The 25,545-nt window shown below is 71.2% G+C and carries 17 protein-coding genes; 13 read left to right on the top strand and 4 right to left on the bottom strand.

Going from position 1 to position 25,545, the window contains the following annotated elements:
* Positions 1–12 precede the first annotated feature (12 nt).
* From VF632_RS01690 to VF632_RS01715, 6 genes are all read left to right on the top strand, one after another.
* Positions 13–888: a fructosamine kinase family protein gene (locus tag VF632_RS01690; protein WP_331021106.1), complete on the top strand. Its 876-nt coding sequence runs from the start codon at positions 13–15 to the stop codon at positions 886–888.
* A gap of 110 nt (positions 889–998) precedes the next feature.
* A complete protein-coding gene (locus VF632_RS01695) occupies positions 999–2,561 on the top strand; it encodes a phospholipase D-like domain-containing protein (RefSeq protein ID WP_331021107.1) in 1,563 nt (520 codons plus the stop codon).
* A 291-nt stretch (positions 2,562–2,852) separates the two neighbouring features.
* Entirely contained in the window at positions 2,853–4,034 is a 1,182-nt protein-coding gene (locus VF632_RS01700; RefSeq protein ID WP_331021108.1) for a lytic transglycosylase domain-containing protein, read from the top strand.
* Positions 4,035–4,665: 631 nt separating this feature from the next.
* Entirely contained in the window at positions 4,666–5,616 is a 951-nt protein-coding gene (locus tag VF632_RS01705; protein WP_331021109.1) for an alkaline phosphatase family protein, read from the top strand.
* Positions 5,613–5,981: a hypothetical protein gene (locus VF632_RS01710; RefSeq protein ID WP_331021110.1), complete on the top strand. Its 369-nt coding sequence runs from the start codon at positions 5,613–5,615 to the stop codon at positions 5,979–5,981. The genes VF632_RS01705 and VF632_RS01710 overlap by 4 nt, the downstream gene beginning before the upstream one ends.
* Positions 5,982–6,076: 95 nt before the next feature.
* The gene (locus VF632_RS01715; protein ID WP_331021111.1) at positions 6,077–6,703 is read left to right on the top strand and encodes an HAD-IA family hydrolase; all 627 of its coding nucleotides are present in this window, start codon (positions 6,077–6,079) and stop codon (positions 6,701–6,703) included.
* Positions 6,704–6,809: 106 nt separating this feature from the next.
* Here the strand turns inward: VF632_RS01715 and infA are convergent, their stop codons facing one another.
* Positions 6,810–7,004 carry a translation initiation factor IF-1 gene (gene infA / locus VF632_RS01720; RefSeq protein WP_349263959.1) on the bottom strand — a complete coding sequence of 65 codons (195 nt, stop codon included), beginning with the start codon at positions 7,002–7,004 and terminating at the stop codon, positions 6,810–6,812.
* A gap of 267 nt (positions 7,005–7,271) precedes the next feature.
* Between infA and VF632_RS01725 the strand changes: the two genes are divergently transcribed.
* The 5 genes from VF632_RS01725 to VF632_RS01745 all read left to right on the top strand — a co-directional run bounded on the left by VF632_RS01725 (position 7,272) and on the right by VF632_RS01745 (position 20,129).
* Complete coding sequence (locus VF632_RS01725; RefSeq protein WP_331021113.1) at positions 7,272–8,423, top strand: saccharopine dehydrogenase family protein; 1,152 nt, start codon at positions 7,272–7,274, stop codon at positions 8,421–8,423.
* Positions 8,424–9,112: 689 nt separating this feature from the next.
* Complete coding sequence (locus VF632_RS01730; protein WP_331021114.1) at positions 9,113–9,580, top strand: hypothetical protein; 468 nt, start codon at positions 9,113–9,115, stop codon at positions 9,578–9,580.
* 445 nt (positions 9,581–10,025) lie between these two features.
* Positions 10,026–12,710, top strand: coding sequence for a PBP1A family penicillin-binding protein (locus VF632_RS01735; protein WP_331021115.1), 2,685 nt, complete (start codon positions 10,026–10,028; stop codon positions 12,708–12,710).
* A 202-nt stretch (positions 12,711–12,912) separates the two neighbouring features.
* Positions 12,913–15,135, top strand: a complete 2,223-nt coding sequence (locus VF632_RS01740) for a BamA/OMP85 family outer membrane protein (protein WP_331021116.1) — start codon at positions 12,913–12,915, stop codon at positions 15,133–15,135.
* Entirely contained in the window at positions 15,132–20,129 is a 4,998-nt protein-coding gene (locus VF632_RS01745) for a translocation/assembly module TamB domain-containing protein (RefSeq protein ID WP_331021117.1), read from the top strand. Before VF632_RS01740 ends, VF632_RS01745 begins: the two co-directional genes overlap by 4 nt.
* Positions 20,130–20,779: 650 nt before the next feature.
* Here VF632_RS01745 and VF632_RS01750 read toward each other — a convergent pair.
* Positions 20,780–22,099, bottom strand: coding sequence for an APC family permease (locus tag VF632_RS01750; protein ID WP_331021118.1), 1,320 nt, complete (start codon positions 22,097–22,099; stop codon positions 20,780–20,782).
* 438 nt (positions 22,100–22,537) lie between these two features.
* On the opposite strand from VF632_RS01750, the gene VF632_RS01755 reads away from it, so the two are divergent.
* Positions 22,538–23,857 (top strand): hypothetical protein, encoded by a 1,320-nt coding sequence (locus VF632_RS01755; protein WP_331021119.1) that lies wholly within the window; start codon positions 22,538–22,540, stop codon positions 23,855–23,857.
* Between the two features lie 50 nt (positions 23,858–23,907).
* Here VF632_RS01755 and VF632_RS01760 read toward each other — a convergent pair whose 3' ends face one another.
* Positions 23,908–24,129, bottom strand: coding sequence for a hypothetical protein (locus VF632_RS01760; protein WP_331021120.1), 222 nt, complete (start codon positions 24,127–24,129; stop codon positions 23,908–23,910).
* A gap of 292 nt (positions 24,130–24,421) precedes the next feature.
* Here VF632_RS01760 and VF632_RS01765 point away from each other — a divergent pair, with 292 nt between their 5' ends.
* Positions 24,422–25,141, top strand: coding sequence for a glycerophosphodiester phosphodiesterase (locus VF632_RS01765; RefSeq protein WP_331021121.1), 720 nt, complete (start codon positions 24,422–24,424; stop codon positions 25,139–25,141).
* 144 nt (positions 25,142–25,285) lie between these two features.
* Here VF632_RS01765 and VF632_RS01770 read toward each other — a convergent pair.
* A partial coding sequence (locus VF632_RS01770; RefSeq protein ID WP_331021122.1) for a group II intron maturase-specific domain-containing protein occupies positions 25,286–25,545 on the bottom strand: 260 nt, incomplete at its 5' end.

Here is a 25,545-nt window from a genome sequence, read left to right on the forward strand (position 1 = left end):
GACAAGGAGACCATGGGAATCACTGTCGCCCTCCGCCGCGCCGTCGAGATGCACCTAGGCACCATCCGCTCCTCGACGCCTGTCGGCGGCGGGTGCATCAACCACGGGGCGCGGGTGGAGACGGCGGATGGCCCCGTCTTCCTGAAGTACAATCCTCAGTCACCCGCCGGCATGTTCGCGGCAGAGGCGTACGCCCTGGACCAGCTCCGCGCCCAAGCGGCGGAGCTGGTCGTCCCCCGTGTGATCGCGCACGCGGAGGCGGATGGAGATGCGCCCGCGTGGATCGCGATGGAGTGGCTGGAGCCGGCCGCCCGCTCGCCGGAGTTCCTGGAGCGGCTGGGGCGCGGGCTCGCGCAGATGCATCGCGCCGCCGTCGAGCGTTCCTGGGGCTGGGAGCAAGACAACTTCATCGGATTGCTGGCGCAGCAGAACGCGCCTGCCGACACGTGGCCCGGCTTCTGGTGCGATCGGCGGCTCGGCCCACAGCTGGACCTTGCCCGCCGCTCCGGACGCTTCCCCGGGCGCGAGGCGGACTGGGAGCGCCTGTTCGATCGCCTCCCCGCCATCCTCCGCCTGGCGGACGAGGACGGACCGTCGCTCCTGCACGGCGACCTGTGGAGCGGCAACGTGCTGTCCACCACGCCCGGCCCGGCGCTGATCGACCCCGCGACGTACCGGGGGCATCGCGAGGCAGACCTGGCGATGGCGGACCTGTTCGGCGGATTCGGCGACCGCTTTCACGCCGCGTATCGCGAGGTCTGGCCGCTGCTGCCGGGCTACGAGACGCGGCGGTCCGTCTACCAGCTCTACTACCTTCTCGTCCACGTAAACCTGTTCGGCGGCGGGTACGTAGGTCAGACCGCGGAGGCGCTCCACACGATTCCTTAGACCGCGCGCTAACTCACCGCCGCACTAACGCGCCCACGCACTCTCGCACCGTTTTCCTCCCGGTGGCAGACCGCTTGCGGAGCCTGCCACGGACCCTCACCCCTCCGCGTGTGTCAGAGACGATTCCCGACCTTCCGCTCCTCCCGCCCGAGGCCGTCCCCGAGCGCGCACCCAGGCAGGCGTCCGCCGGCTCCATGCGCGTGATGATGCGCATGGCCGAGCGGGCGATGATGCGTTCGGCGGATGCTCCCCAGGTGCGCGGAAACACGGCCCATCTGCTGGTGGACGGCACTGATGCCTTCCGCGCCTGGCTGAACGCCATCGACCGCGCCGAGCGGTACGTGCACCTGGAAAACTACATCATCCGCGACGACCGCATCGGCCGGCGGTTTCGCGACGCGCTCGCCGAAAAGGCCAGCGACGGCGTAAAGGTGCGGGTGCTGTACGACTGGATCGGGTGCTGGGCCACGCCGCGGAAGTTCTGGAAGCCCCTGCGCGACGCGGGCGCCGAGGTGCGCGCATTCGCCCCCGTTTCCCTGACCGATCCCCTGAACTTCATGCGCCGCGACCACCGCAAGGTGGTGGCGGTGGACGGCGAGTGGGCGTCGGTGTCGGGCATGTGCATCGGCGACGAGTGGGCGGGCGATCCCGACGCGGGCATTCCGCCCTGGCGCGACACGGGCGTGGAGTTCCGCGGCCCGGTGGCGGCCGTCATCGACCGCGCCTTCGCCACCACCTGGGCCGCGGCGGGCGGCCGCCTTCCCCCCGACGAGCTTCCGGACCCCGCGACGGTGAAGACGGTGGGCAACGTGGCGGCCCGCGTGGTGGAGGGCGAGCCGGGGCGCTCCCGCATCTACCGCCTGTCGCAGTTCGTGGCCGTGGGCGTGGAGCGGCGGCTGTGGATCACCGATCCCTACTTCGTGCTTCCGCCGGCCATGGCCGAGGCGCTGGCCGCCGCCGCGCGCGACGGGGTGGACGTGCGCGTGCTTCTGCCGGCGTACAACAACTGGCCCATCGTGGGGGGAATGTCGCGCGCCGGCTACCGGCCGCTGCTGGAGGCGGGGGTGCGGCTGTTCGAGTGGGAAGGGCCCATGATCCACGCCAAGACCGCCGTGGCCGATGGCTTCTGGAGCCGCGTGGGCAGCAGCAACCTGAACCTGGCGTCGCTGCTGGGAAACTGGGAGCTGGACGTGGCCGTCACCGACCTGCAGTTCGCGGCCGAGATGGAGGCGCTGTTCGAGCGAGACCTGACGTCGGCGGTAGAGGTGGGGCTGCGCAACACGCGCCGGGTTCCCGCCTTGGCCAAGCAGCGGGACCGGCGCAGCGTGGAGCGCGTGGTGGTAGAGCCGACGGAAGAGGACGAGTCGCCCACGCGCATCGCCGCGCGCGAGGCGCGGATGCGGTCGTACCGCAGCACCGGCGTGGCCCGCTACCTGGGCCGCCTGGCCCGCGCCGCGTCGGTGCTGGCCCGCGCGCTGGTGGGCCAGCGCACCATCGGCCGCGAAGACTCGGGATGGGTCAGCATCTGGGGCGTCATCCTGCTGGGGCTGGCCGCGCTGGGCATCTTCGTTCCCCGCGTGATCGCCTGGCCCAGCGCCGTGTTCTACGCGCTCCTGGGCATCGCCGCGTTCGTGCGGATTCGCACCCAGGGCCGCGGCGCCGATCCGCCCTGATCCTTCCCGGCCGCCCACCGGCCGAAATCGGCGCCGCGCCTGCTAAATCGAAGCACAGAAACGGGTTGCACCCACCCGCCAGATCCGGAAACATCCAGGCCCTTCGGAGCCCGGTTTTTCCGGATTCTTGCATCCTCCGGTTGACTAAACCCATGTGTGCGTGTAAGTTAGATGCGGAACGGCGACCAGTCGTTTCCCGCATCCGGCGGCGGACTCCCAGGCCCGCCCCTCTCTCGCGCACCGCGCACCGCAGCAGTTTCCGCCGTACACGCGCAGCCCAAGGAGGTCCGCATGGAGATCAGGTCCGCATTGCCCGTTGCCGTGCTCATCGGTTGTGTGCTTGGCGCAGCAGCCGCGGGTGCCGACGACACGAATGCGCCTGCAAGCTCCGTGGCCGCGCGTGGCATCGTCAGCGAGGCCGCCGCGGCGGTTTCGGAGGTTTCGTGGGACATCCCGGTGGTGCGCAACGAGCCGGTGCAGAAGTTCGTGCGCATCTTCACCACGGGCAGCCAGCAGGACGCCTACGCGCTGTACCTCAAGCGCTCCGGCCGGTACGAGGGGATGATCCGCGGCAAGCTGCGCGAGCGCGGCATGCCCGAAGACCTGCTGTACCTTTCGATGATCGAGTCGGGCTTCAACCCCACCGCCCGCTCGCACGCCCAGGCCGTGGGCCTGTGGCAGTTCATCGAGGACACCGGCGAGCGCTACGGCCTTCGCGTGGACTCGTACGTGGACGAGCGGAAGCACCCGGAGAAGTCGACCGACGCGGCGCTGCGCTACCTGACGGACCTTCACGAGCAGTTCGGGTCGTGGTACCTGGCGGCGGCGGCGTACAACACCGGCGAGGGCCGCGTGGCGCGGGTGATGAAGGCCACGACGGGAAGCCAGCGCGGCAAGGACGCCGACTTCTGGCGCATCCGGGCCCGCCTGCCGCGCGAAACGCGTGAGTACGTGCCGCTGATGGTGGCCGCCGCGCTGATCGGCAAGGAGCCCGGGAAGTACGGCTTGGATGGCGTAAAACGCTGGCTGCCGCTGGAGTGGGACGAGGTGCAGGTCCCCGCCGCTACCAAGCTGGCGACCGTGGCCGCAGCGGTGGGCGTGGGCGAGGCGGAGCTGAAGCGGATGAACCCGCACCTGGTGCGGGCGATGACGCCTCCGGGGAGCAAGCCGTACGGCGTGCGCATCCCCCGCGGCCGCGGCGACCAGTACGCCGCCAACTTCGCGACGGTGCAGCGCGTGGCCCTGGCCCGCGCCGAGGTGGAGCGCAAGGAAGAGCAGCGGAAGGTGGCGGAGCGCCGGCAGCAGGAGCAGCGCAGGCTGGCGGCCGTCCGCCGCCATACGGTGCGCAACGGCGAGAGCCTGTGGACCATCGCCCGGCGGTACGACACCACGGTCAAGCGCCTGCAGGCCGTCAACGGCCTGGGCCGCCGGAACGGCATCCGCCCGGGCCAGAAGCTGCGCATCCCGACCTGACCGCGGGACGACGGTCGAAACGGTAATAACCGTCGGAACGGTAACGACGGTGGACGAAGAGCCCGGCCCGCGATTGCGGAGCCGGGCTTTCTGTCATCCCGACGGAGCGGCCACAGGCAACCCCGCCGCCACACCGAACTCCGCAGCGACCGAGGGGATCCGCCACACACTCCGGGCGCGCCACAAGGTCCCACACACACACGAAAACAGGCCAGTCCGCGCAGGCGGACTTCGTGTGTTTGTTGCAGCGAATTCATTCATTCGCCGCGGTGACCGTGGTCGCTCCAAAAAGGCAGGTCGGAGCGCTTCGGAGAGGGCCGTGCGGGCCCCGGCTGCCCTCTCCCCCCGCCCCCTCTCCCGCAAGCGGGAGAGGGGGAGAACTGCACCCTGTTCCGGTCGCGCCACCTGGCCGAACTCACCCTTGGGCAAGCCAGTCCGCGAAGGCGGACTTCGTGTGGTCGTTGCAGCGAATTCATTCGCCCGAGCGGAGCCGAGGCCTCAAGATCGTGACCGCCCCCCCTGCAGTCTCCGAGATGGGGATCCCCGCCGAGCGCCCTACCCACCATCCCGCCCCCGCCCTACATTCCGCCGCCCGATCCGAAGCCGGTCCACGCACCCGAGTCGAACACCCGTGACCATCCCCCGCCGCGCCCTGCTCGTGTTCCTGGACGGCGTGGGCATCGGCTCGGGCGACGCGGCACACAACCCGTTCGCCGCTGCCGATCTGCCGGGGATCGAGCGGCTGCTGGGCGGCCGCCGGCCCATCACCGAGCAGCTGGATGCCGACGGCCGGATCGTAGGCGAGCGGGCGGTGCTGGTCGCGGCGGATGCTTCGATGGGCGTCGAGGGATTGCCGCAGAGCGGAACAGGGCAGACGGCGCTGCTGACGGGGCGCAATGCCGCCGCCGAGTACGGGCGACACTTCGGACCGTGGGTGCCTACGGACCTGCGGCCCATGCTCGCCGAGCAGAACCTGCTCCGCCGCGCGCTGACGGCCCGGCTGACTGTCAGCTTCGCCAACGCATACCCGCTGGGGGGAGGCGACCCGCGCATCTTCCGCCGGCCCGCCGCGCCGCCGCTGGTCGCGGAATCCGTGGGCGCGCTCACCCGCGGACCCATCGAGCTGGCGGAGGGGCGCGCCGTGGCGTCGTCCATCACCAACGAGCGCTGGCGCGAGCGCCTGGGCGATGACTTTCCGCAGGCAACGCCGGAGGAAGCCGGCCGAACGCTCGCGCGGCTGGCGTCGGAATCGGACGTGACGCTCTTCGCCCACTACGATACGGACTACACGGGCCATCGGGGCGATCTGGCCGCCGCCGTCGCCGCGGTGGAGCGGGTGGACGCGTTCATAGCCGCGCTGGCGGACGCCCTGCCCGATGACGCCCTCCTGGTCATCAGCAGCGACCACGGCAACCTGGAAGACACGCGCGCCGGGCACACGCTGAACCCCGTACCCGTGCTCGCCACCGGCGCCGGGCGCGAGGCGTTTGCGGCGATACGGTCGATCACGGACGTGGTGCCCGCGATCCTGACGGCGCTCGCGGTCGATCAGGATGGTGATGGAAAAAGGAGGATGCGGTGAGCGAAGACGGGATGGTGTACGAGGAACTCGCGCCCATATCGCAATCGGCGGCCGAAGCAGCGCTCGCGTCGGGGGATGGGCCCACGATCGGGCGCGCCCTCCTGCGGCTGGCGCTTCACGGGCCGGACTGGCGCGTCGCGGAGCAGCAGGCGCTACGGCACCTGACCCACCCTGACGTTTGGGTGCGACGAAACGCCGCGACGTCGCTGGGGCATGTCGCCCGCCTCTCACGCGAAATCGACGTCGACTCGGTCGTGCCCGCGCTGAAGGCCTTGCTGTCCGACCCCGAGGTGGGCGGATTCGCGGAGGATGCCCTCGATGACATCGAGGTTTTTATGGGCGTGCGGTGGAAGAACGGCAGGTGAGGAGCCATCGTTTGCACCTGCCGGCGCTGGCGCCAACCACGAAACTGACTGGTGAGCTTCGCTTGACCCGCACAACCTCTCGCCCGATCCGGGCTGTGCTGTACGACTTCGATGGGACGCTGGCGGACAGCACCGAGCTGATCATGCGGTGCTATCGCCACACGATGACCACCCACCTGGGCGAGTGCCCGCCGGACGACGCCTGGCTGAGCGGGTTCGGGATGACGCTGGATTCGCAGCTCCGCCGGTTCGCCCGCAGCGACGACGAAGCCGCGGCGATGCTCGACACCTACCGCACGTTCCAGGACGGCCTGCACGACCAGATGCTGAGGCCCTTTCCCGGCGCCGTCGAAGTCGTCGCGGAGCTGGACCGGCGGGGCTACGCGCTGGCCATCGTCACCAGCAAGCACCGGCGCGCGGCCATGCGCGGGATGGAGCTGTGCGGCCTGGTGTCGCACTTCGACGCCATCATCACCCCGGAAGACGTCACGCATCCCAAGCCGCACCCGGAGCCGGTGCTGGCCGCGCTGGAGCGGCTGGGCGTGGATGCGGGCGAAGCGCTGTTCGTGGGCGACTCGCCGCACGACGTGGCCGCGGGAAAGGCGGCGGGCACGCGCACGGCCGCGGCGCTGTGGGGCCCCTTCCCGCGTGAGGCGCTGGAGCAGTCAGGCCCGGACGCGTTCCTGCACGCGCAGGCCGACGTACTGGCGATGCTGGACTGAGCGGGTGCGCGCCGGCCTGGCCGTCCGCGCGGAATGGCCGTCGTCGTAGATTCGGATCGGGGGTCGCCGGTCGGAGATTGGCGGCGGCGGACGCGCTGAACGAGCGCTACTTGAAACGGTAGGTGATGCGGCCGCGGCTCAGGTCGTAGGGCGACAGCTCCACCGTCACCCGGTCGCCACCCAGGATGCGGATGTAGTTCTTTCGCATGCGGCCCGAGATGTAGCACAGCAACTGGTGGCCGTTCTCCAGCTTCACCCGGAAGTGGGTGTCCGGAAGCACGTCGGTCACGACGCCCGGCATCTCGATGACGTCCTTCGCCACGGGATCGGTCTCCTGTCAGGATCCATGGATTTGGGGGGATTCGGCCGGGACCGGCCAGGGGCAAAAATATAGGCGCCGCGCCGAAATCCGAAAGGTTTTCGTTTCGCGATCCATTCGTTTGCGGACGCACCACACCGTATCCGCCGCAGGTGGTTTTGCGCGCCCCCTGCCGGGGCAGTATCTTGCGCGCCTTTCTCCATCCCGGGCCGGCGCCGGCCCATCCTGCAACCTCTGGAGTGCCTGCAAATGCGGATGCTGGTGCTGGGGGCGGGCCTTCAGGGCTCTGCCTGTGCCTACGACCTCCTTGCCCACACGGAGCACGACGTCGTTCTTGCCGACCTGAACGTCGACAACCTCCCCGCGTTTCTGCAGCCGTACATCGGCGGGCGGCTGACGCCTGTTGCAGTTGACGCCAACGACCGCACAGGAATTCGCCGGGTGATGGAGGGGGTGTCGGCCACCATGAGCGCCTTCCCCTACTACTTCAACCTGGGGATGAGCGTGGCGGCGGTGGAGGCGGGCTCGCACTTCTGCGACCTGGGCGGCAACACCGACATCGTGCTCGAGCAGAAGCAGGTGACCCCCCGCGCGGCCGCGGCGGGGGTGAGCGTGATCCCCGACTGCGGGCTGGCGCCGGGGATGGTGAACATCCTGGCCGAGCACGGCATCCGGCAGCTGGACGTGGTGCGCAAGGTCACCATCAAGGTGGGCGGCCTGCCGCAGAAGCCGCAGCGGCCGCTGAACTACCAGGTGGTGTACAGCCTGGAGGGTGTGCTGGACTACTACACCACGCTTTCGTGGGTCGTCCGCGACGGCAAGCAGATGCAGGTGAAGGCGCTGTCGGAGATCGAGGAGCTCGAGTTTCCCGGTGCCGGCACGCTGGAGGCCTTCCACACGGCGGGCGGCCTGTCGACGATGGCGCAGCGGTACGAGGGGATGATCCCCACGATGGAGTACAAGACGCTGCGCTACCCCGGCCACGCGAAGATGATGGAGGCCATGCGCGACATCGGCCTGTTCGGGCTGGATCCGGTGAACGTGAAGGGGGTGCCGGTGGTGCCGCGCGACCTGTTCATCGCCACGGTGGGGCCCACGCTGCGCAAGGACTACCGGGAAAGCCCGGACCTGGTGGCGCTCCGGGTAGAGGTGGAGGGCACCGACAAGGGCGACGACGTGCTGCTTCGCTTCGACCTGCTGGACCGGTACGACGCCGACACCGGCATCACGGCCATGATGCGCACCACGGGCTACTCGCTGGCCATCACCGGCGCCCTGCAGGCCGCGGGCAAGATCAAGCCGGGCGTATGGACCCCCGACGAAGCGATGCCGGCGCGCGAGTACATCGCGGCGTTGGCGGAGCGCGGCGTGGTGATCCAGGAGAGCCGCGTCGTCCGGTAGACGGCGAGTGCGTAAGTGCGAAGAGGGCCCGGCGAATCGCCGGGCCCTCTTCGCGTCCACGGACATCTGTCCTCCAGAGGTCGCGCCCTGACCCGCGAAGCCGAGCGGGGCGACTTCTGCAGTGGTTCAGCAGGTGTGGCGCGTGCGACGGGCGCCCCCCATCCCCAGCCCTTCCCCCGCAAACTGCGCGGGGGAAGGGAGCCAGCCCGGCGCATCACCTCAACACCTTTCGCAGCGCCAAACCCTGTCATCCTGAGCCCCAAGCGCACCGTACCAGCCCACACACCCTACCTCGCGGGGCAAAGGATCTAGCTGCGGACGCCTTGGAACTTGGGCGCGGCAGCGGGCAACCGTGCAGAGGCCGCGACGACCGAGGGGTTCGACGGGGTCCGGCGCATTCGCCGGCTGCCCTCTCCCCCGGCCCCTCTCCCGCAAGCGGGAGAGGGGCGAATTCGATCCCGCTTCGGCGGTAGTGGCGCACAGCGCTGGGTCATCAGATCCGGAACGCCACGGTACGTGCATGGCTAGCGCGCCTTTCACACTGTGGCGACGCGGGGCTGCGGGAACTTTGATTGATGTCGTACGTAGTATGCGACACGGGTGGGGAGAAAACACGCATCACTTCTCGCATTTCTTCGTTCCTGCGCGCGACACTATCCTTGCCCTGAGTCCTTTCGGAGGTAATCTTCATGAGCCTTGAGGACGTTCGCGAGCCCGGCAGGACGGCACGGGTGATCGTGCGTGATTTTCAGCCGGAGCGCGGAGTAGCGGTCCTCGAATTCAATCGCAAGCGGGTGCGGTACACTCGGGACAAAACCGCAGAACAGGTGATTGCGATGGCTGACTACCTGCGGGCGCGCCGCGGCTTTTCCACCGACCAGGAGATGGCGCAACTGCTTGGCGTCCATCGGTCGCGGCTGATCGCCTGGAAACAGGGCGCCGACGTGCCGAATCCGCAGAACCGCCAGCTGCTGTCGCACCTCGCGGTCGTCGTCCAGGAACTCGCGGAGTTCCTGGACCCGGACGTCATCCCCGACTGGCTGATGACCGAGCAGCACACGCTGGCCGGGCGCACTCCCGTCCAGGCGCTGCGAGAGGGGTCGCTGGCCGACGTGCTTCAGGCCGTCAATGCAACGGAACACGGCGCCTTTGTCTGATGGCTGGGCGTTCTTCGCGTCCACGGGGTCTGTCATCCAGAGGCCCAGGCGCCCCAGACCTACCCGTAGCACACCCGTGCGGGCCGAAGGATCTTGCTAGCGTCACGTAAAAACCTGGGCGCGGCAGCGGCGACGGAATCGTGGGTCTCGGGTTCCGGAGCAGGCGACGCGGGGGCGGCTCTGGATGCGCTTCGATCAGTCCGGCGCAGTCCCCGGCTGCCCTCTTCCCCCGCCCCTCTCCCGCAAGCGGGAGAGGGGCGAATTCGATCGCGCTTCGAATAGGTCCGGCGCGCGCCGGGATTCGGAAGATCCATCTGCTCCCTCGGTGGGGACCATCCCATCGTAGGCGGGTTCGCCCGGCCCCGGCCCCGGTGGTATACTCCGTGACGGAGCAGGCCGGCGATTCCATGGCCTGAGCATCCCCCGGAGCCCATCTCCCAAGCGAATGCCCGATCCCGCCGGCGCACCCGAGCCCGAGAACGTCTACCACAAGGGGTACTTCCCCCGCGTCCGCGAGAAGCTGGCGCGGACGGTGGATGCCGTGCGGCTTCTGGTCACGCATCCCGCCCGGGTGCCGTCCGCGGCAGGGGCGTGGCTGGGCGAGCAGCTGGAGAGGGATGCGCTCTTCTTTCAGGCGTGGCTGTTCGGTGGATGGGCGGTCATCAAGGCCGGCTTTCGCGCGGGTGGGCGCGGGCTGCGGCATCCCGTGCACCGGCGGTGGATCCTGGGCCTGATCGCCCTTATCGCCCTCCTTCCCGGCTTCACCTGGCAGCGGTGCGGCTTCCGCGGCTGCCCCGACGTCGGCAAGCTGGCTGCGCTGCAGCCCGGCGGCGCCGCGCGGGTGTACGACGCCCGCGGCCAGCTGCTGGCCGAGCTGGCGCCCACGCGCTGGGCGGTGGTGCCGCTGGCCGACCTTCCGCCCTACGTGGCGCAGGCGTTCGTCGCTGTCGAAGACCAGAACTTCTACGAGCACCACGGCGTGCACTGGCCGCGGTTCATCGCGCAGTCCGTCAAGAACCTGATCCCCGGCGGGCGAAGCCAGGGCGCCAGCACCATCAGCATGCAGGTGGCGCGGAACGTGTTTCCCGACCGCCTTCCCGCCGCCGACCGCAGCGTCAAGCGCAAGGTCCTGGAAATCCGCGTCGCGAAAGAGATCGAGCAGCGCTACAGCAAGGCGCAGATCCTTCAGACGTACCTGAACAACATCTACTTCGGCGAGGGCGTCTACGGCATCGAGTCCGCCGCGCGCATCTACTTCGGCAAGCACGCGTCGCAGCTCAAGATGTCGGAGGCGGCGCTGCTGGCCGGGCTGCCCAAGGCGCCCACCCACTACAGCCCGCGGCGCAACATGGCCCGCTCCGTCCAGCGCCGGAACCTGGTGCTGTCGCTGATGGCCGCGCAGGGCCGCATCACCGCCGGCCAGGCGCGCGCCTCCAAGGATGCGGAGGTGCGGCTGGCGCGGCTGCGGCCCGAGGCGCGGCTCCGCACGCGCTTTCCCTACTTCGTGGAGCATGCGCGGCGGATGCTGGAGGCGGAGCTGGGGCTGGCGCTGTACGCGGGCGGCCTGCGCATTCACACCACGCTGGATCCGCGCATCCAGCGTGCGGCGGAGCAGAACGTGGAGGCGCAGGTGCGGGCGATCGAGAACGGACGCTTCGGGCGATTCACCGGCCCGCGGAGGGCGGCGTACCGCGACTCCACCGAGACGCCGTACCTGCAGGGCGCGGCGATGGTGATGAGCGCCCGGACGGGCGACGTGCTGGCCCTGGTCGGCGGGCGCTCGTACGACGAGTCGGCGTTCGACCGGATGACGCAGGGGCTGCGGCAGCCGGGATCGGCGTTCAAGCCGTTCGTCTACGCCGCCGCCGTCGCCGAGGGCGTCACCCCGACGGACCGGGTGGTGGACGACACCGTGCGCCGCGAGCTGCCGGGCGGCGAGGTATGGACGCCGCGCAATTTCGACGGCCGCTACCGGGGCGCGGTGACCGTCCGCACCTCGCTGCGTCAGTCCATCAACACCATCGCCGTCAAGCTGGCGGAGCAGGCGGGGCTGGACGACGTGGAGCAGGTGGCCCGGCGCGCCGGCATCACCCGCGACATCCCGCCGCTCCCCTCGATCGCGATCGGCGCCACGGCGGTCCGGCCGATGGAGCTGGTTCGCGCCTACACGCCGTTCGCCACGCTGGGCGACCGCGTGGAGCCGCGCTTCGTCACGCGCGTGGAAGACCGCGACGGCAAGGTGGTCTGGCGCGCGCGGGTCAAGCGGCGGCGGGTGATGGACCGCGGCGTCGCCTTCGTGGTGACCACCATGCTGCGCGGCGCCATCGACCGGGGAACGGGGACCGCCGCCCGCGCCGCGCTGGGCGCCGGCATCCCGGCCGCGGGAAAGACGGGGACGACGAACGACGCCACCGACGCCTGGTTCGTGGGATTCACCCCCGACCTCGTCGCCGCCGTGTGGTTCGGGTTCGACCGGCCGCGCACCATCATCCGCCAGGGATCGGGCGGCACGCTGGCCGCGCCGGTATGGGGACGCATCATGCGCGTGGCGCAGCCCGGGACACCGGAGCCGTGGAAGGCCCCGGGTGGCGTCGTCCGGCGCACCGTGGCCGTGTCGGGCGACCGGGTGATCGCCCCCGGGTGCCGGGCGCGGGGCCCCACGTACGAGGAGTTCTTCCTGCGCAGGCACGTGCCCGCCGGCATCTGCCCGCGGGGGCGGCGGCGCGAGGACGCGGGATGGTGGGAGCGCGTAGGCGAGTCCGTCCGCACCTCCGCGGGCGAGTGGGCGCGCGAGGCGTGGGACGACGTTCGCGCCCGTGCCCGCCGCGCCGTCGGCGCCGAGGACGAGGTCGATCGCGACGCAGGCACGCGGCCGCCCACCCGGGAGGACGCGCCCCGCCCCGAGCCGGTGGAGGCCCCCGCCGCGCCGCTCCCCGACCCGGCTCCGGCGCCGGAGGACGAGCCGCGCGACACGATCCGCATCGAGGACATCGCCCCGTCCGCACCCAGGGACACGCTGTTCATCCCGGACCCTGCGGAGGAGGCGCCGCCTGCGCCTCCCGTCGCCGTTCCGCCTGCGGATTCCATCGGTGGGGCAGCGCCTTCCCCGCCGCGGGACGTGGCACGGTGAATGCTTCCGCTTCCTTCGCTTGCGGTGCCCGTCCGTCCAGGGCCGGCGCCACGGCGGGGCGCGGCCACCGCGTTGCCCCTCCGTCCCGCGCGCGTAGATTCACGCGCGGGCGAGAAATATCCGAAAAAGCAGGTCAGGGCCGCCGCGCACGCTTCCAGGCACGCGGCGCGCCGACGCGTGTGCACCGTCCATCCGACACTTGATGTCCGTTTTTCCGCCGTTCGCGCTCCTGCGCCGTCCGCACGCCTGGCTGCGGACGGCCATCGTCCTGTGCGCGCTGCTCGGGGCCGCCGCGTGCGCCGCCAACCAGGCGGCGACGGGGCCGCTGCCGCAGTTCGCGCAGTACGAGGGCGAGGACGTGCGCTCGGTGAAGTTCGAGGGCGAGCTGGTGGTGCCGGAGGATTCGCTGCGCAGCGTGATCACCACGCGCGTGTCGCGGTGCAGTGCGCTGGGCGTTCTTCCCTTCTGCATCGGCAGCTTCGGCAAGGACGACTACCACCTGGACCTGGCCGTCCTGAGCCGCGACGTGGCCCGCATTCAGCTGGTGCACCGCGACTTCGGCTACTACGGCACCCGCGTGGTGCCCGTGGTGGACGAGGCGCCGGAAGACGGCGTGAACGTCACCTTTCGCGTGGAGGCGGGCGACCTGGTGACCCTCACCGGGCTGGCCGTCACCGGCATCGACCACGTCGACGGGGTCGACGCGCTCTCCGGACGGCTGCCGCTGAAGGAGGGAGAGCCCTTCCGCCGCAACGACTTTCTGGCCTCCGTCGACACCGTTCGCAACTGGCTGCTGAACCGGGGCTACGCGTACGCCCAGGTGCTGCGCAACTACGAGATCGACACCATCGCCGACGTGGCCCGGGTGGAGCTGGCCGCCGCGCCGGGGCCGGTGGTGACGGTGGACAGCATTCACATCGTGGGCCTGTACCGGCTGGACCCCGGCACCGTGCGGCAGCAGTTGGCCATCCGCCGGGGGGCGCGCCTGCGCGGGGCAGACCTGGCGCGCAGCCAGCGGAGCCTGTTCGACCTGGAGCTGGTGAGCTTCGCCGCGGTGGAGGTGGCGCCCGAGCGGCTGCAGGTGACGCCCGACAGCATGGAGCTGGACGCCGACAGCATCGGCAGCACCGTGCTGGTGCGCGTGGTGGAGGCGCCCCGCTACGCCGCCGACATCGCCCTGGGCTACGGCACCCTCGACTGCCTGCGGGCGCAGGGCCGCAACCTTGACCGCAACTTCCTGGGCGGCGCGCGGCGGCTGGAGGTGAACGGGCTGATCGCCAAGGTGGGCGTCGCCGACCCGGTGAACGGGCTGGAGCGCTCGCTGTGCCCGGCCTTCGATCCCGAAAAGCGCACCACCGACACCGACTCGCTGATCGCGGATGCGCTGAACTACCGGCTGGCCGCCAACTTCCTTCAGCCGCGGCTGCTTGCCACGCAGACCAGCCTGGTGGCGGGGCTGTTCACCGAGCAGGTGTCGGAGCTGGACCTGTACGTCCGCAGCGCCACCGGCGCGGAGGTGGGCGTGGTGCGGCAGGTGCTTCCGCAGACGCTGGCCTCGCTGACGCTGGACGTGCAGCGCGGGCGCACCCAGGCCAGCGACTACTTCTTCTGCATCGCCTTCGAGGTCTGCGAGCGCGAAGACATCCAGGCGGTGCAGCGAAGCCGGTGGAGCAACTCGGTGCAGCTGGGGCTGACGCAGAACCGGGTGCGGCTGGACCCGTTCGCCTCGGGCGGGCACCAGTTCCGCACCACGATGGATTTCGCCTCGCCCCTGCTGGGCTCCGAAGACGAGTACCTGCGGCTGATGGCCGACGGCATCATCCACCGCGAGCTTCGCGAGGACGTGGTGCTTTCGCTGCGGCTGATGGGCGGCACCTTCTTCACCGGCCTGCTGAACGACGAAACGGGGTACATTCCCCCCGAGCAGCGGTTCTACGGCGGCGGCCCCACGGGGGTGCGCGGCTTCCGCTTCAACGAGCTGGGGCCGACGGTTTACGTGGCCCGCCCCCAGCGTCGGGGCGACGAGGGCTTCGAGGTCGACACCGTGCGCTCGTCCACCGGGGGCACGCGCACGCTGCTGGCCACCACCGAGGTCAGCTTTCCCATCCCCATCTTCACCCGCTTCAACGTGCGCGGCGCCGCCTTCCTGGACGCCGGGCAGGTGTGGGACACGCGCGACACGCTGATCTCGCGGCCGGGCATCCGCATCACCCCCGGCGTGGGCGGGCGCTTCGCCACGCCGGTGGGGCCGTTCCGCCTGGACGTGGCCTACAACCCGTACCAGCCGGAGCCCGGCCCGCTGTACGGCATCACCGAAAGCGGCGACCTGATCGAGATGCCCCTGCTGCGCGAGTTCCGGCGGCGGCGCGAGGGGAGCTGGCTGAACCGGCTGGTGCTGCAGGTTTCGCTGGGGAACGCCCTGTGACCACCCCCCACCGCCCCCACCGCCGCCGCCGCCGGCTGGGCCGCGTAGCCCTGCTGCTGCTGGGCACGCTGGCCGGCTTCGCCGTGACCGCGGCGGCCATCTGGTGGTACGTCGGGCGGCAGCGGACGCGCGTGGTCGAGGAGCAGGTGCGCGTGCGCCTGGGCCTTCCCGAGGAGGCGTTCGAGCTGGAAGAGGTGGAGGACGACGGCTCCCTGCGCATCCTCCTGCGCCAGGTGGTGTTCCTGGACCAGGCGGGCGACACCGTCATCACCGCGCCCGTCGCCCGGGGACGGCTGATCGCCGGCACCATGCAGGCCCAGGACGGGCCCATCGTGGTGGACCAGGTAGCCATCGACCGGCCGTACATGCGCCTGCTGCAGCGCGCGAACGGCGAGTGGAACTACACCGACATCATGAAGGTGGAGGTGGGCGGCAAGGAGGTGGCCGTCCCCGGGCAGGACCAGGAGAAGGCCCGCGTCCTTCACTTCCGCGGCCTGCGCATCACCGACGGCCGCGCTCGCATCGCGCGGCCGTACGTGGCCCCCGCCACCACGCCCAACGCGCGCTTCGCCTCGCTCAAGCAGCCAGAGCGCACACGCATCGGCGGGCGGCCGTACACCATCCACTGGCTGACGGACCTCGACGCCACGCTCCCCCTGGTGCGCGTGGGCGGGGGCGGCGGCTGGCGGACGGAGATCTCATCGTTCACCGCCAACGTCCGCAACCCCGACACCCGCATCGTGCAGTTCGCGGGATGGCTGGAATCCGACCCCGACGGGCTGCTGCGCTTCGACATCGATGCCCTGCGCACCCCGCGCTCGTCGTTCGACGGCGAGGGGCGGGTGCGGTTCGCCAAGGGGGGACCCACCTTCGACCTGAACGTCCGCGCCCACCCCCTGGCCTTCGCCGACCTGCAGGGGATGGGCTTTCCGGTGCCCGCCAGCGGGATCGCCGAGTTCGCCCTGGCCGCCCGCTCGCAGGAGCGCGGCCGCACGCTTTGGCGCATGTCCGATGCGCGCGTGGCCGTGCTGGGCTCGCGCGCGTCCGGCGCGCTGACCGTGCTCACGGCCCCGGACGCGGAGCCGGTGTTCACCGATACCCGCATCTCGCTGAACCCGCTGCGCCTGGCGGACCTGGAAACGCTGGGCTACGCCGAGGAGCTGCCCCTGCTGGGCGTGGTGCAGGGCGAGATCAACAGCCTCGATGCCATCGGCGCGGGAACGGGCGGGCCACTGCGGATCAACCTCGCGGCCAACCTGACGCCCCGGAACGCGCCGGACGCCGTCCCCTCCGTGATCGCCGCCACGGGGCTGGTGACCTACGTCCCCGGTGAGGACCCCATCCGCTTCCGCGGGTTGCGGGTAGACGCGGCGCCGCTGCGCTTGGAGCACCTGGCGGCGCTGTCCGACGAGCCGAACGCGCTGCTGCGCGGGGTGATCACCGGCGGCGCCACGGTGTCGGGCTCCATGCAGAACCTGACCATCGAGGGCGGCACCCTGGCCTACGCCGTGGGCGATGCGCCGGAGACGGTGCTGGGCGGGCTTTCGGGACGGGTGCGGATGGGCGAGGTGATGAGCTACGAGCTGCGCGCCCGCGCCCAGCCGCTGGCCCTGGCCACGCTGACGGAGCTGTTCCCCGCCCTTCCCTTCCGCCGCGCCACGCTGGCCGGCCCCATCGCCGTTTCCGGCAGCGGCGACGACGTGCGGTTCGACGTAGACCTGCAGGGCGACGCGGGCGGCATCGCCATAGCCGGCTCGCTGACGCTGGGCCAGCCGATGCGGTTCGACGTGGAGGGCCGCCTGGAGGCGTTCCGCGCGGGCGCCGTGCTGGCCTCGGCCACGCCCATGGAGGGGCCGCTCTCCGGCACCTTCTCCGCGCGGGGCACGACGGAGGATCTGCGCTTCGCCGTGGACATGCGCCAGGCGGCGGGGAGCTTTACCCTGGCCGGGACGATGCGGCGGCCGGGGGGCATCGGCTCGCCCCAGTTCGACGTGGCCGGGCGGGTGGACAACTTCCGCATCGGCGTGCTGATGGGCCGCCCCGGGCTGCTTCCCGGCCCCGTTTCCGGCCCCATCGCCGTTTCGGGCGGGGGGCGGGCGCCGTACCGCTTCGACGTGGACCTGACGGGCACGCAGGGGCAGCTGACCGTGCGCGGCACCTACGCGCCGGGCGACGTGCCCGTCTACGCCGTCACCGGCCGGGTGCGGAACCTGGACGTCAGCGGGCTTCCGGGAATGGCCATGCTCCCCGCGACGCGGCTGACGGGAACGCTGGACGTGGACGGACGGGGACTCACCCCCGAGACCTTCGCCGGGCGCGTCGCCTTCGACGCCGAGCCGGGGTCCACCGTGGGCGGCCTGCCGTTGGAGCGGGGCGTGGCCCGCATCGCCGCCGCGAATGGCGTGCTGACGGTGGAGACACTCTCCCTCGCCGTGCGCGGCGCGCGGGTGGACGCGTCGGGGCAGCTCGGATTGACCTCGCCGACGCGCGAGGTGCTGCGGTTCACGGTGGACGCGCCGAACCTGGGCGTCCTTGCCGCCATCCTGCCGCCGCCGGGGCGCTTCGAGCCCGCGATCGCCGGGTCGCTGCAGGCCACCGGCTTCGTCGCCGGCACCCTCAAGTATCCCGAGGTGGCGGCGAACGCGCGCGGCAGCGGCCTGCGCTGGGAAACGTACAGCGCCAGCCAGCTGGCGGCCGAGGTGCGGCTGGCCCGCGGCGCCACGGTGTGGACGGGGAACGTGGCGCTGAACGCGCAAGGGCTGGGGATCGGGGCCAGCACCTACCAGTCCATCGAGCTGCAGGCCAACCTGTCGCCCGACGCGGCCTCGTTCGGGGTAGACCTGCGCCGCGACGCGCAGACGGACCTCCACGCCTCGGGAACGCTGGAGCTGGACGGGCTTTCCGTTACCGGCGTGGTGCTGCGCGACATGAACCTGCGCCTGCGCGACGTGCAGTGGTCGCTGGCGGTTCCGCAGGCGCGCCTGGCGCTGGTGAACGGCGGCTACCTGGTGGAGAACCTGCGGCTGGAGCGCACCGGCGCGGCGACGGGCTTCATCGAGGCCAACGGCGTGCTTCCCACGTCGGGGCAGGCCAACCTGGTGGTGCGCGGCGAAGGCATCGACATGGCCGAGCTGCGGCAGATCGTCCCCACGCTTCCCGAGGTGGCCGGCACCCTGGCGCTGAACGCCTCCATCGTGGGCCCGGTGGAGAACCCGCGCCTGCTGCTGGACGCCATGGTCGAGGGGCTCACCTACGGCGGGCTGCGGACGGACACGCTGGCCGTCACCGGCGAGTACGCGGGCCGGTCCATGCGGCTGGACGCCACCGTGCGGCTGGCGGGGCGCACCATCCTGGACGCCGACGCCACCCTGCCGATGACGCTGACCCTGGGCGGGCTGGTTCCCGGCTTCGAGCTGCTTCGCGACGACCCGCTGGCGGCGACGATCACGGCCGACTCGCTGCCCATGCAGCTGGTGGCGGCCGCGGTGCCCACCATGCTGAAGGAGGGCCAGGGGCAGGCGAACGCGCGCGTCACGGTGGGCGGCACGCTGAACGACGTGGAGCTGAGCGGCCAGGCCACGCTGGTGAATGCCGCGGTGACGATCGTGCCGCTGGCGGTGCGCTGGGAGCGGATGGCCGCGTCCATCCGCATGGCCGGCGAAACCATCACGGTCGACAGCGCCGTCGCGCACACGGGAAGCGCGGGCGCCGCGCGGATCTCCGGCGTCATCCGGCTGGACGACGCCACCTCGCCCTTCGTGGACCTGGCGGTGGTCGCCAGCAACTTCCAGGTGATCGACAACGACGACGTGGCCCAGCTGCAGACCAACGCCAGCCTGCGCATCGCCGGGCGCTATCCCGGCGCCGAGCTGACGGGGCGGGTGGAGATCGAGGACGGCACCATCTACATTCCCGAGTTCGGCGAGCAGGCCGAAGCCGACATCGTCGACGTTGACGTCGGCGAGCTGGGGGCCGACACCGTGGCGTCGATGGTGGCCAGCGCGGCGGGGATGATGGGCGCGCTGGTGCCGAACAACGTAGAGGTGGTGATCGGCGAGTCGGTGTGGCTGCAGAACCCGCAGACGCGCATCCAGATCACCGGCAACCTGCAGGTGTACGCGGCCGCCGACCTGCCGCGCATCTACGGCGACCTGCAGACGCGGCGGGGCACGTACACGCTGCAGATTGGGCCCATCGAGCGCGAGTTCGAGATCGTGGAAGGAACGGTGCAGTTTTCCGGCACCCCCGAGCTGAACCCGCGGCTGGACATCACGGCCAGCCACGAGGTGCGGGGGGGCGAGCCCGGCAGCGCCGACATCGCCGTGCTGGTGCACCTGGGCGGAACGCTGCAGTCGCCCACCATCGACCTGACCAGCAACACGCGCCCGCCGCTCCCGGAGTCGGAGCTGCTGACGCTGCTGCTGTTCGGCCGCCGCAGCGCCGACCTGGCGGCCATCCCGCAGCAGTTCACCCAGGGGATCATCCTGGAGCAGGTGCTGGGCGGCGTGCTGACCTCGCAGATCGAGCAGGTGTTCACCGAGCTGGGCGTGTTCGACTACTTCCGCCTGCGCTCGCGGCCCACGGGCGTGGGCTTCGGCGCCGGGTTCGGCAACATCGGCAGCGACATCTTTGCGTACGCGTCGGTGGAGGCGGGCAAGGAGGTTTTCGAGGACTTCTTTGCGGTGTTCGAGCTGGTGGACCTGCTGAACGCGCCCAAGCTGGGGATTTCGGGCGAGTACCAGGCTACGCGCAGCTGGACGATCCGCGGCGCGTGGGAGCCGGTGCGGCGCGACCCGCTGCTGCTGAACCTGGACCGCCGCAGCCGGCAGATCACGCTGGAGGGACGCCGCCGGTGGGAGTACGGCCGGCCGCCGGACACCGCCACCGACTCGGCCGAGGTAGACACGCCGCCACCGGACGTGCCGCGCCCGGGCGAGCTCTCCACCCCCACGGGCGAGCCGCCCCCGCGGCCCCCCAGCACGGGCCCTCCGTAGGCGGAGGATGGATGGATCAACAGGGCGCCCCGGCAGAGATGCCGGGGCGCCCTGTTTTCGTGTGGAACTCGGGCCGCCGTTGCGTCCGCTCGGGGCTTCACCTGCACGCGCACCCCACCGGCCGCCACCCCACGATGTCATCCCGATGGAGCGGCCCCGGCGAACCCTCCTGGGCACCACAGCCGGCAGCGACTGAGGGATCCGCCACACACTCGCGGTCGTGCACCGACCCATCCCGCACGCCGGGCCATGGGGCGAGAGTCCGGGCGCGCCACCCGGACCTCCCCCACACCCGAAGCAAGCCAGTCCGCGCAGGCGGACTTCGTGTGTTTGTTGCAGCGAATTCATTCGCCCGACCGAGCCAGGGCCGGGTGAATCCGGTCGGCCAGCGAGGAGCCAGGGTGCCGGTGGGGCCGCAGGTGCGGGGCGCCTCGCGGAGTGTGTGGCGGATCCCTCAGTCGCTGCATAGTCCGGGGGCACGGGCCGGTGCCGCTTGGGCGCTCCATCGGGATGACATCGTGCGGCTTCGGCACGGTCGGCGTGGCCGCTCCTCGGGACGACAGGTGCGCTTCGGCCGGTGCGGGGCGCTCCTCGGGATGGCAGGCGCGCTTCGGTAGGTACGGGGCGCGTGCAGGTGAAGCCCCGCGCGTTTACCCCGCCGTTCGAGCCCCGCGCGCGCCGGCCGTGGCGTAGAAGATCACCACCGCGACGACGATCACGCCGCCCACGACCATCCACTCGTCACGCTTGATGGAAGTCAGCAGCCACGCGATGACGGCCAGCGCCAGGAAGGGCACCAGCCCGGCGGCGGGCACGCGGAAGGGGATGCCGCCCGCCTGCACGTTGCGGCGCCTGAGCTCCCACGCCGCCAGCGCACAGGCGGCGTACAGCAGCAGCGTCGACAGATTGGCCAGGATGGCCAGCTGCTCGAAGGTGCCCGAGATGGCCAGCGCCAGCACGATCACGCTCTGCACCACGATGGCCACGTGCGGCGTGTGGAAGCGCGGGTGCACCGCCGCCAGCCGCCGGGGAAGGAACCCGTCGCGGCCCAGCGCGAACAGGGCGCGCGGCACGGCCAACGTCATCCCGCTCACGTAGCCGAACATCGACACCACGGCGCCCACCAGGATCAGCGTGCGCCCCCAGGGCCCCAGCGCCACCGCCGCCGCGTCGGCCAGCGGGGTGCCCGACTTCGCCAGCGCGGCGCCCAGCACCCCCTGCGCCACCAGGTGAAGGCCGATGTACATGGTGGTGATGGTGACCATCGCCAGCCCAATGGCGCGCGGAATGGTGCGCGCCACGTTCTTCACCTCGCCGCTGGGCACCAGCGCGCTCTCGATGCCGGCGAACGCGAAGATCAGCACGATGGAGCTGCGGGCCAGGTCGCCGGCCGCGGGCGCGCCCTCCCACGCCAGGTTGGGCGCGCGGATGGCGAACGCGCCCACGACGAGCAGCAGCACCAGCGGAAGGAGCTTGGCGACCGTCGCGACGGAGTTGAGCGTGGTGCCCTGCTTGACGCCGCGGACGTTCACCGCGGCCAGCGCGGCGAAGATCACCAGCAGCACCACGACCCGCGCCGCGCTGCCTCCCAGCGCCGGGATCAGTGCGCCCAGCGAATCGGCGAAGATGGTGGAGACCGCCGCCAGGGCGAACGTGCCGACCACCCAGAGCAGCACCCCCGCGAGAAAGCCCGGCAGCGGGCCGAACGCCACCTCGACGTAGGCGTACGGCCCGCCCGTGAGCGCCACCCGGCTCCCCGCCTGGGCGAAGCACAGCACGATCAGCCCCATGGCCACGGCGCACACCAGGTACGCCAGGGGCGCGGCGCCGCCCAGCTGCGACGCCGCGCTGGCGGGCAGGCGAAAGATGCCGCCGCCGATGGTGACGTTCACGATGCTGGCCGCCAGGCCCCAGACCCCCAGCGCGCGAACGAGGCTCGACTCCGAGCGGGTGGTGGTTTCGTCGTGCATGGATGATGGGTCCGGTAAGAGAGGAGCCGTGCGGCGCGGAAGCCGGAACCTTGGCCCGCCCGGAGAGTGGGCGCAAGAGAGAAGAAGGAATTTGCACGCAGAGCAGCACAGTAAGTCGATTGGTCGGGGCACCGCGCCCCTGCGGCCACGATCCCTGCGCCCCATTTCCCGTGAAAATCGCCACTGCGGTCCCCGCCGCGTCGGCAACGGTGCGTCACTTGCGCCAAAGACGCTGTTTACTTGGTTCAGGTGTACCAGGGAATGCGTGACCGCTCGCGAGCTTTCCCGCCAATCGGTCCGCGGGTGGGCACCGGGACTCGCGCCTTCCACGCCAGCGCTCGGAGTTGTTCACTCCGTCCACTGGCACGAGGGCGGGCGGGCCATTAACGTGTATTTTCAGCCGTGCCGTGAGACCTTCCAGCCCCGCCGGAGAGCCTGATGAAGAAACGCAGATCGAAACGGTCCCACCGCAACTCGCGGCCCTGGGTGATCCCGCCGGGGCTGCTGATGATGGACGAGCCGTTCGAGGGCTTCCTGGTCCTGGACGAGGTTCACAGCGAGCTGGGGGTGCTGCTGTGGCAGTGCCTTCGCGACGTGGACCTGTGGGCCGGAACCCCCGCCGAGGTGCGGCGCGACCTCTTCAACCCCAACGCCATCGAGCAGCGGCTGGAGCGCATCGCCGAGGAAACGGACCCCGAGTCGTCGGTGCGCACCATGCTGGACCTGATGGCCCGCGTGCTGGACTGGCCGGGGGCGCCGCGGCCCGCCGAGCTGTCGGAGGCGTGCGAGTCGCTTTCGCGCTGGGCCAGCGACCAGGGGTGGCCACGCACCGCGCTGGCGTTCGCGCAGCGCTCGGCGCTGGCCGCGCCGGAGCTGGCGGGGCCCGCGTACCTGGTGGGGATGGTGGCCCGCCGGGGCGCCGACTACCGCCGCGCCGAGACGTGGTTCCGCCGTGCGCTGGCGCTGGCCCGGCGCAACCGCGACTGGAAGTACTACGGCCTGGCGCACCTGGGGCTGGCCAACCTTCACATGCAGCGCGGCGACGCCCCCTCCGCCCGGGCGCGGCTGCTGCGCGCCCTGCGGGCCGCCCGCCGCTACGGCGTGTGGTCGGTGCGCCCCTTTGCCCTGCACGACCTGTTCTGCATTGCGGCCAACGGCGGCGACCGCGACCAGGCCGAGCTGTACGCCCGCGCGGCCTTCCGCAGCTACGGCCGCCGCCACCCGCGCCTTCCCGCTCTGGCGCACGACGTCGCCTGGTTCTGGATGCTGCAGCGGCACTACGGGCGCGCGCTGGAGATGTTCCGGGCGGTGCTGCGGCACGTGCCCCGCCCGCCGGAGCGGATGGTGGTGCTGGCCAACATCGCCCGCAGCGCCGCCGGGCTGGGCGACGCCGAGGGGTACGAGGCGGCGTGGAAGGAGGTGTGGCGCATCGTCGAGAACCGCGCCGACACCGAGCGCGTGGCCGAGGCCATGATCAGCCTGGCGCACGGGGCCTACTCGCTGCGCGAGGGCACGCGCATGGAGATGTCGGCCAGCCTGGCCCTGCGCGTCGCCACGCGCCGGCACGAGGCGCAGGAGCGGCTGGCGGCCGAAGACCTGCTGAACCGCGCCCGCAACCTCAAAGCCCGCCGCCGGCGGGGCGCCGCCCTGCCGCCCATCCCTCCCCCGGTGGAGCCGGAGCCCGGCGCCGAGCCGTCCAGCGCCGACCAGCTTCACGACGACCTGGTGGAGGCGCTGCTCGAGGTGCCGCTGCCGTGACGGCGCACCAACGGGCGGAGCGCTCGCGCCCTCCGCCCGTCGCGCGTGGCTCAGGTGCCCGAGCCCAGCGAGCCGCCGTAGCCAGTGGTGTCGGGGTGCGTTACCTCTGGTGGGGCGCTCTGCGCCGTAGACGAGTCGGGCGAGGGGGCCTGCACGTCCAGGCGCGCACGCTCCGGCGCGGTCACGCCGTCCGTGCGGCTGCACGCGGCGACGGCCACCAGCAGGGCCGCGGCGATCAGGAATGCCTTGGGGGTGCGAATCATGGGCTGCATCTCCTTGGGAGAAGTGGTGTGTCCGGGTGGGCGCGCCGCCCGCCCGCCTCCCAAGGTATCGAATCTCGTTTACTTCGTACACTTTATCGTTGGGCACGGGACGTGAACCTCGTGATACACGATGGCGGATCGGGTACGGGAACGCGGAGGTGAGGAATGGCTAGCGGGAGTGAAGGGATTCTTCATGCACACATGTCTCACGCGGTGGCCGCTTTGTCCACCCTTTGATTTCGGCTCCACGCGCGTAGGTTTGGGGGTGAACGCAGCCCATCACCCTCTCGCCCGTCCATCGATGCCCCTGCATCCCAATCGCCCGCTGGTGCTGGGACACCGGGGCGCCCCGTTCCAGGCGCCGGAGAACACCATGCGCGGCTTTCGCTTGGCGACGGCGCACGGGGCCGACGGTGTGGAGCTCGACGTTCAGCCGGCGGCGGACGGCACCCCCGTGGTCATCCACGACCTGTCGCTGGACCGCACCACCGACCGCACGGGTGCCGTCGCGGCGCTGTCCTGGCCGGCCATCGCCCAGGCGCGCGCGGGGGGCGAGCCGGTACCGCAGTTGGAGGAGGCGGCGGCCTGGGCGGCGGAGAGCGGGGCGTGGGTGAACGTCGAGATCAAGTCGCCGGGAGCGGAGGCGGCGTCCGTGGCGTCGATGGAGGCGGCGGGGGTGATGGAGCGGACGGTGTTCTCCTCCTTCGTCCCCGAGGTGATCGCGGAGCTGGGTCGCGTGGCGCCGCACGCCGTCCGCTACTTCCTCACGGAGCGCTGGGACGACGAGGTTCGGCGGACGGTCCACGATCTCGGCGCGCACGGCGTCTGTCCCCACCACTCCATCGCCACGCCGTCGCTGCTGACGGAGTTGCGGGAGGCCGGGCTGGGCGTGGTGGTGTGGACGGTGGACGATCCCGAACGCATCCGCGAGCTGGTGCGCGCAGGGGTGGATGCCGTGATTACGAACCGCCCGGAGCTGGGCGTCGCGGTCCTGCGGGAGGAACGCCGGAAGGAGGACTGAAAAAGCATCACGGTAGAGTAGACGCCAGGGCGAGGTTACAGCTTCGCCCTGGTCGCCCCTCTTCGAACCGGACGTGCGGATTTCCCGCATCCGGCTCACCCGGCAGGTTCACCGGTTGGCTATCGGAGAGTTGCGCGCGTTGGCCTACGTCAGTTCCAGACCAAGCCGCTTGGTCAGGAATCCATAGTAGGTCAGTCCCGCCGGTGGCCGGCAGGCACGCTGGCTCCTACGCTTGAGGTGCTTGGTCAAGCGACTCACTACGTACGCGTTCACCTTTCGATGGGCGCGGCGCGGGTGCCCGTAGCTGAAATACCCTCTCCAGCCCCGAAGCTCCTGGCTCACCTGCTGAACCAGTTCGGACACGGGCACGAAGCACTGCTTCGGCCCTGTCAGCTCCCGGACGC

Source organism: Longimicrobium sp. (genome assembly GCF_036388275.1).
Lineage (GTDB): Bacteria > Gemmatimonadota > Gemmatimonadetes > Longimicrobiales > Longimicrobiaceae > Longimicrobium.

Excerpts from the sequence above, each read along its gene's own strand:
- VF632_RS01690 (WP_331021106.1), top strand. The coding sequence starts at position 13 with ATGGGAATCACTGTCGCCCTCCGCCGCGCCGTCGAGATGCACCTAGGC.
- infA (WP_349263959.1), bottom strand. The coding sequence starts at position 7,004 with ATGCCGGGCGTCGTGACCGACGTGCTTCCGGACACCCACTTCCGGGTG.
- VF632_RS01760 (WP_331021120.1), bottom strand. The coding sequence starts at position 24,129 with ATGCAGCCCATGATTCGCACCCCCAAGGCATTCCTGATCGCCGCGGCC.
- VF632_RS01765 (WP_331021121.1), top strand. The coding sequence starts at position 24,422 with ATGCCCCTGCATCCCAATCGCCCGCTGGTGCTGGGACACCGGGGCGCC.
- VF632_RS01750 (WP_331021118.1), bottom strand. The coding sequence starts at position 22,099 with ATGCACGACGAAACCACCACCCGCTCGGAGTCGAGCCTCGTTCGCGCG.
- VF632_RS01740 (WP_331021116.1), top strand. The coding sequence starts at position 12,913 with ATGTCCGTTTTTCCGCCGTTCGCGCTCCTGCGCCGTCCGCACGCCTGG.
- VF632_RS01755 (WP_331021119.1), top strand. The coding sequence starts at position 22,538 with ATGAAGAAACGCAGATCGAAACGGTCCCACCGCAACTCGCGGCCCTGG.
- VF632_RS01730 (WP_331021114.1), top strand. The coding sequence starts at position 9,113 with ATGAGCCTTGAGGACGTTCGCGAGCCCGGCAGGACGGCACGGGTGATC.
- VF632_RS01725 (WP_331021113.1), top strand. The coding sequence starts at position 7,272 with ATGCGGATGCTGGTGCTGGGGGCGGGCCTTCAGGGCTCTGCCTGTGCC.
- VF632_RS01700 (WP_331021108.1), top strand. The coding sequence starts at position 2,853 with ATGGAGATCAGGTCCGCATTGCCCGTTGCCGTGCTCATCGGTTGTGTG.
- VF632_RS01735 (WP_331021115.1), top strand. The coding sequence starts at position 10,026 with ATGCCCGATCCCGCCGGCGCACCCGAGCCCGAGAACGTCTACCACAAG.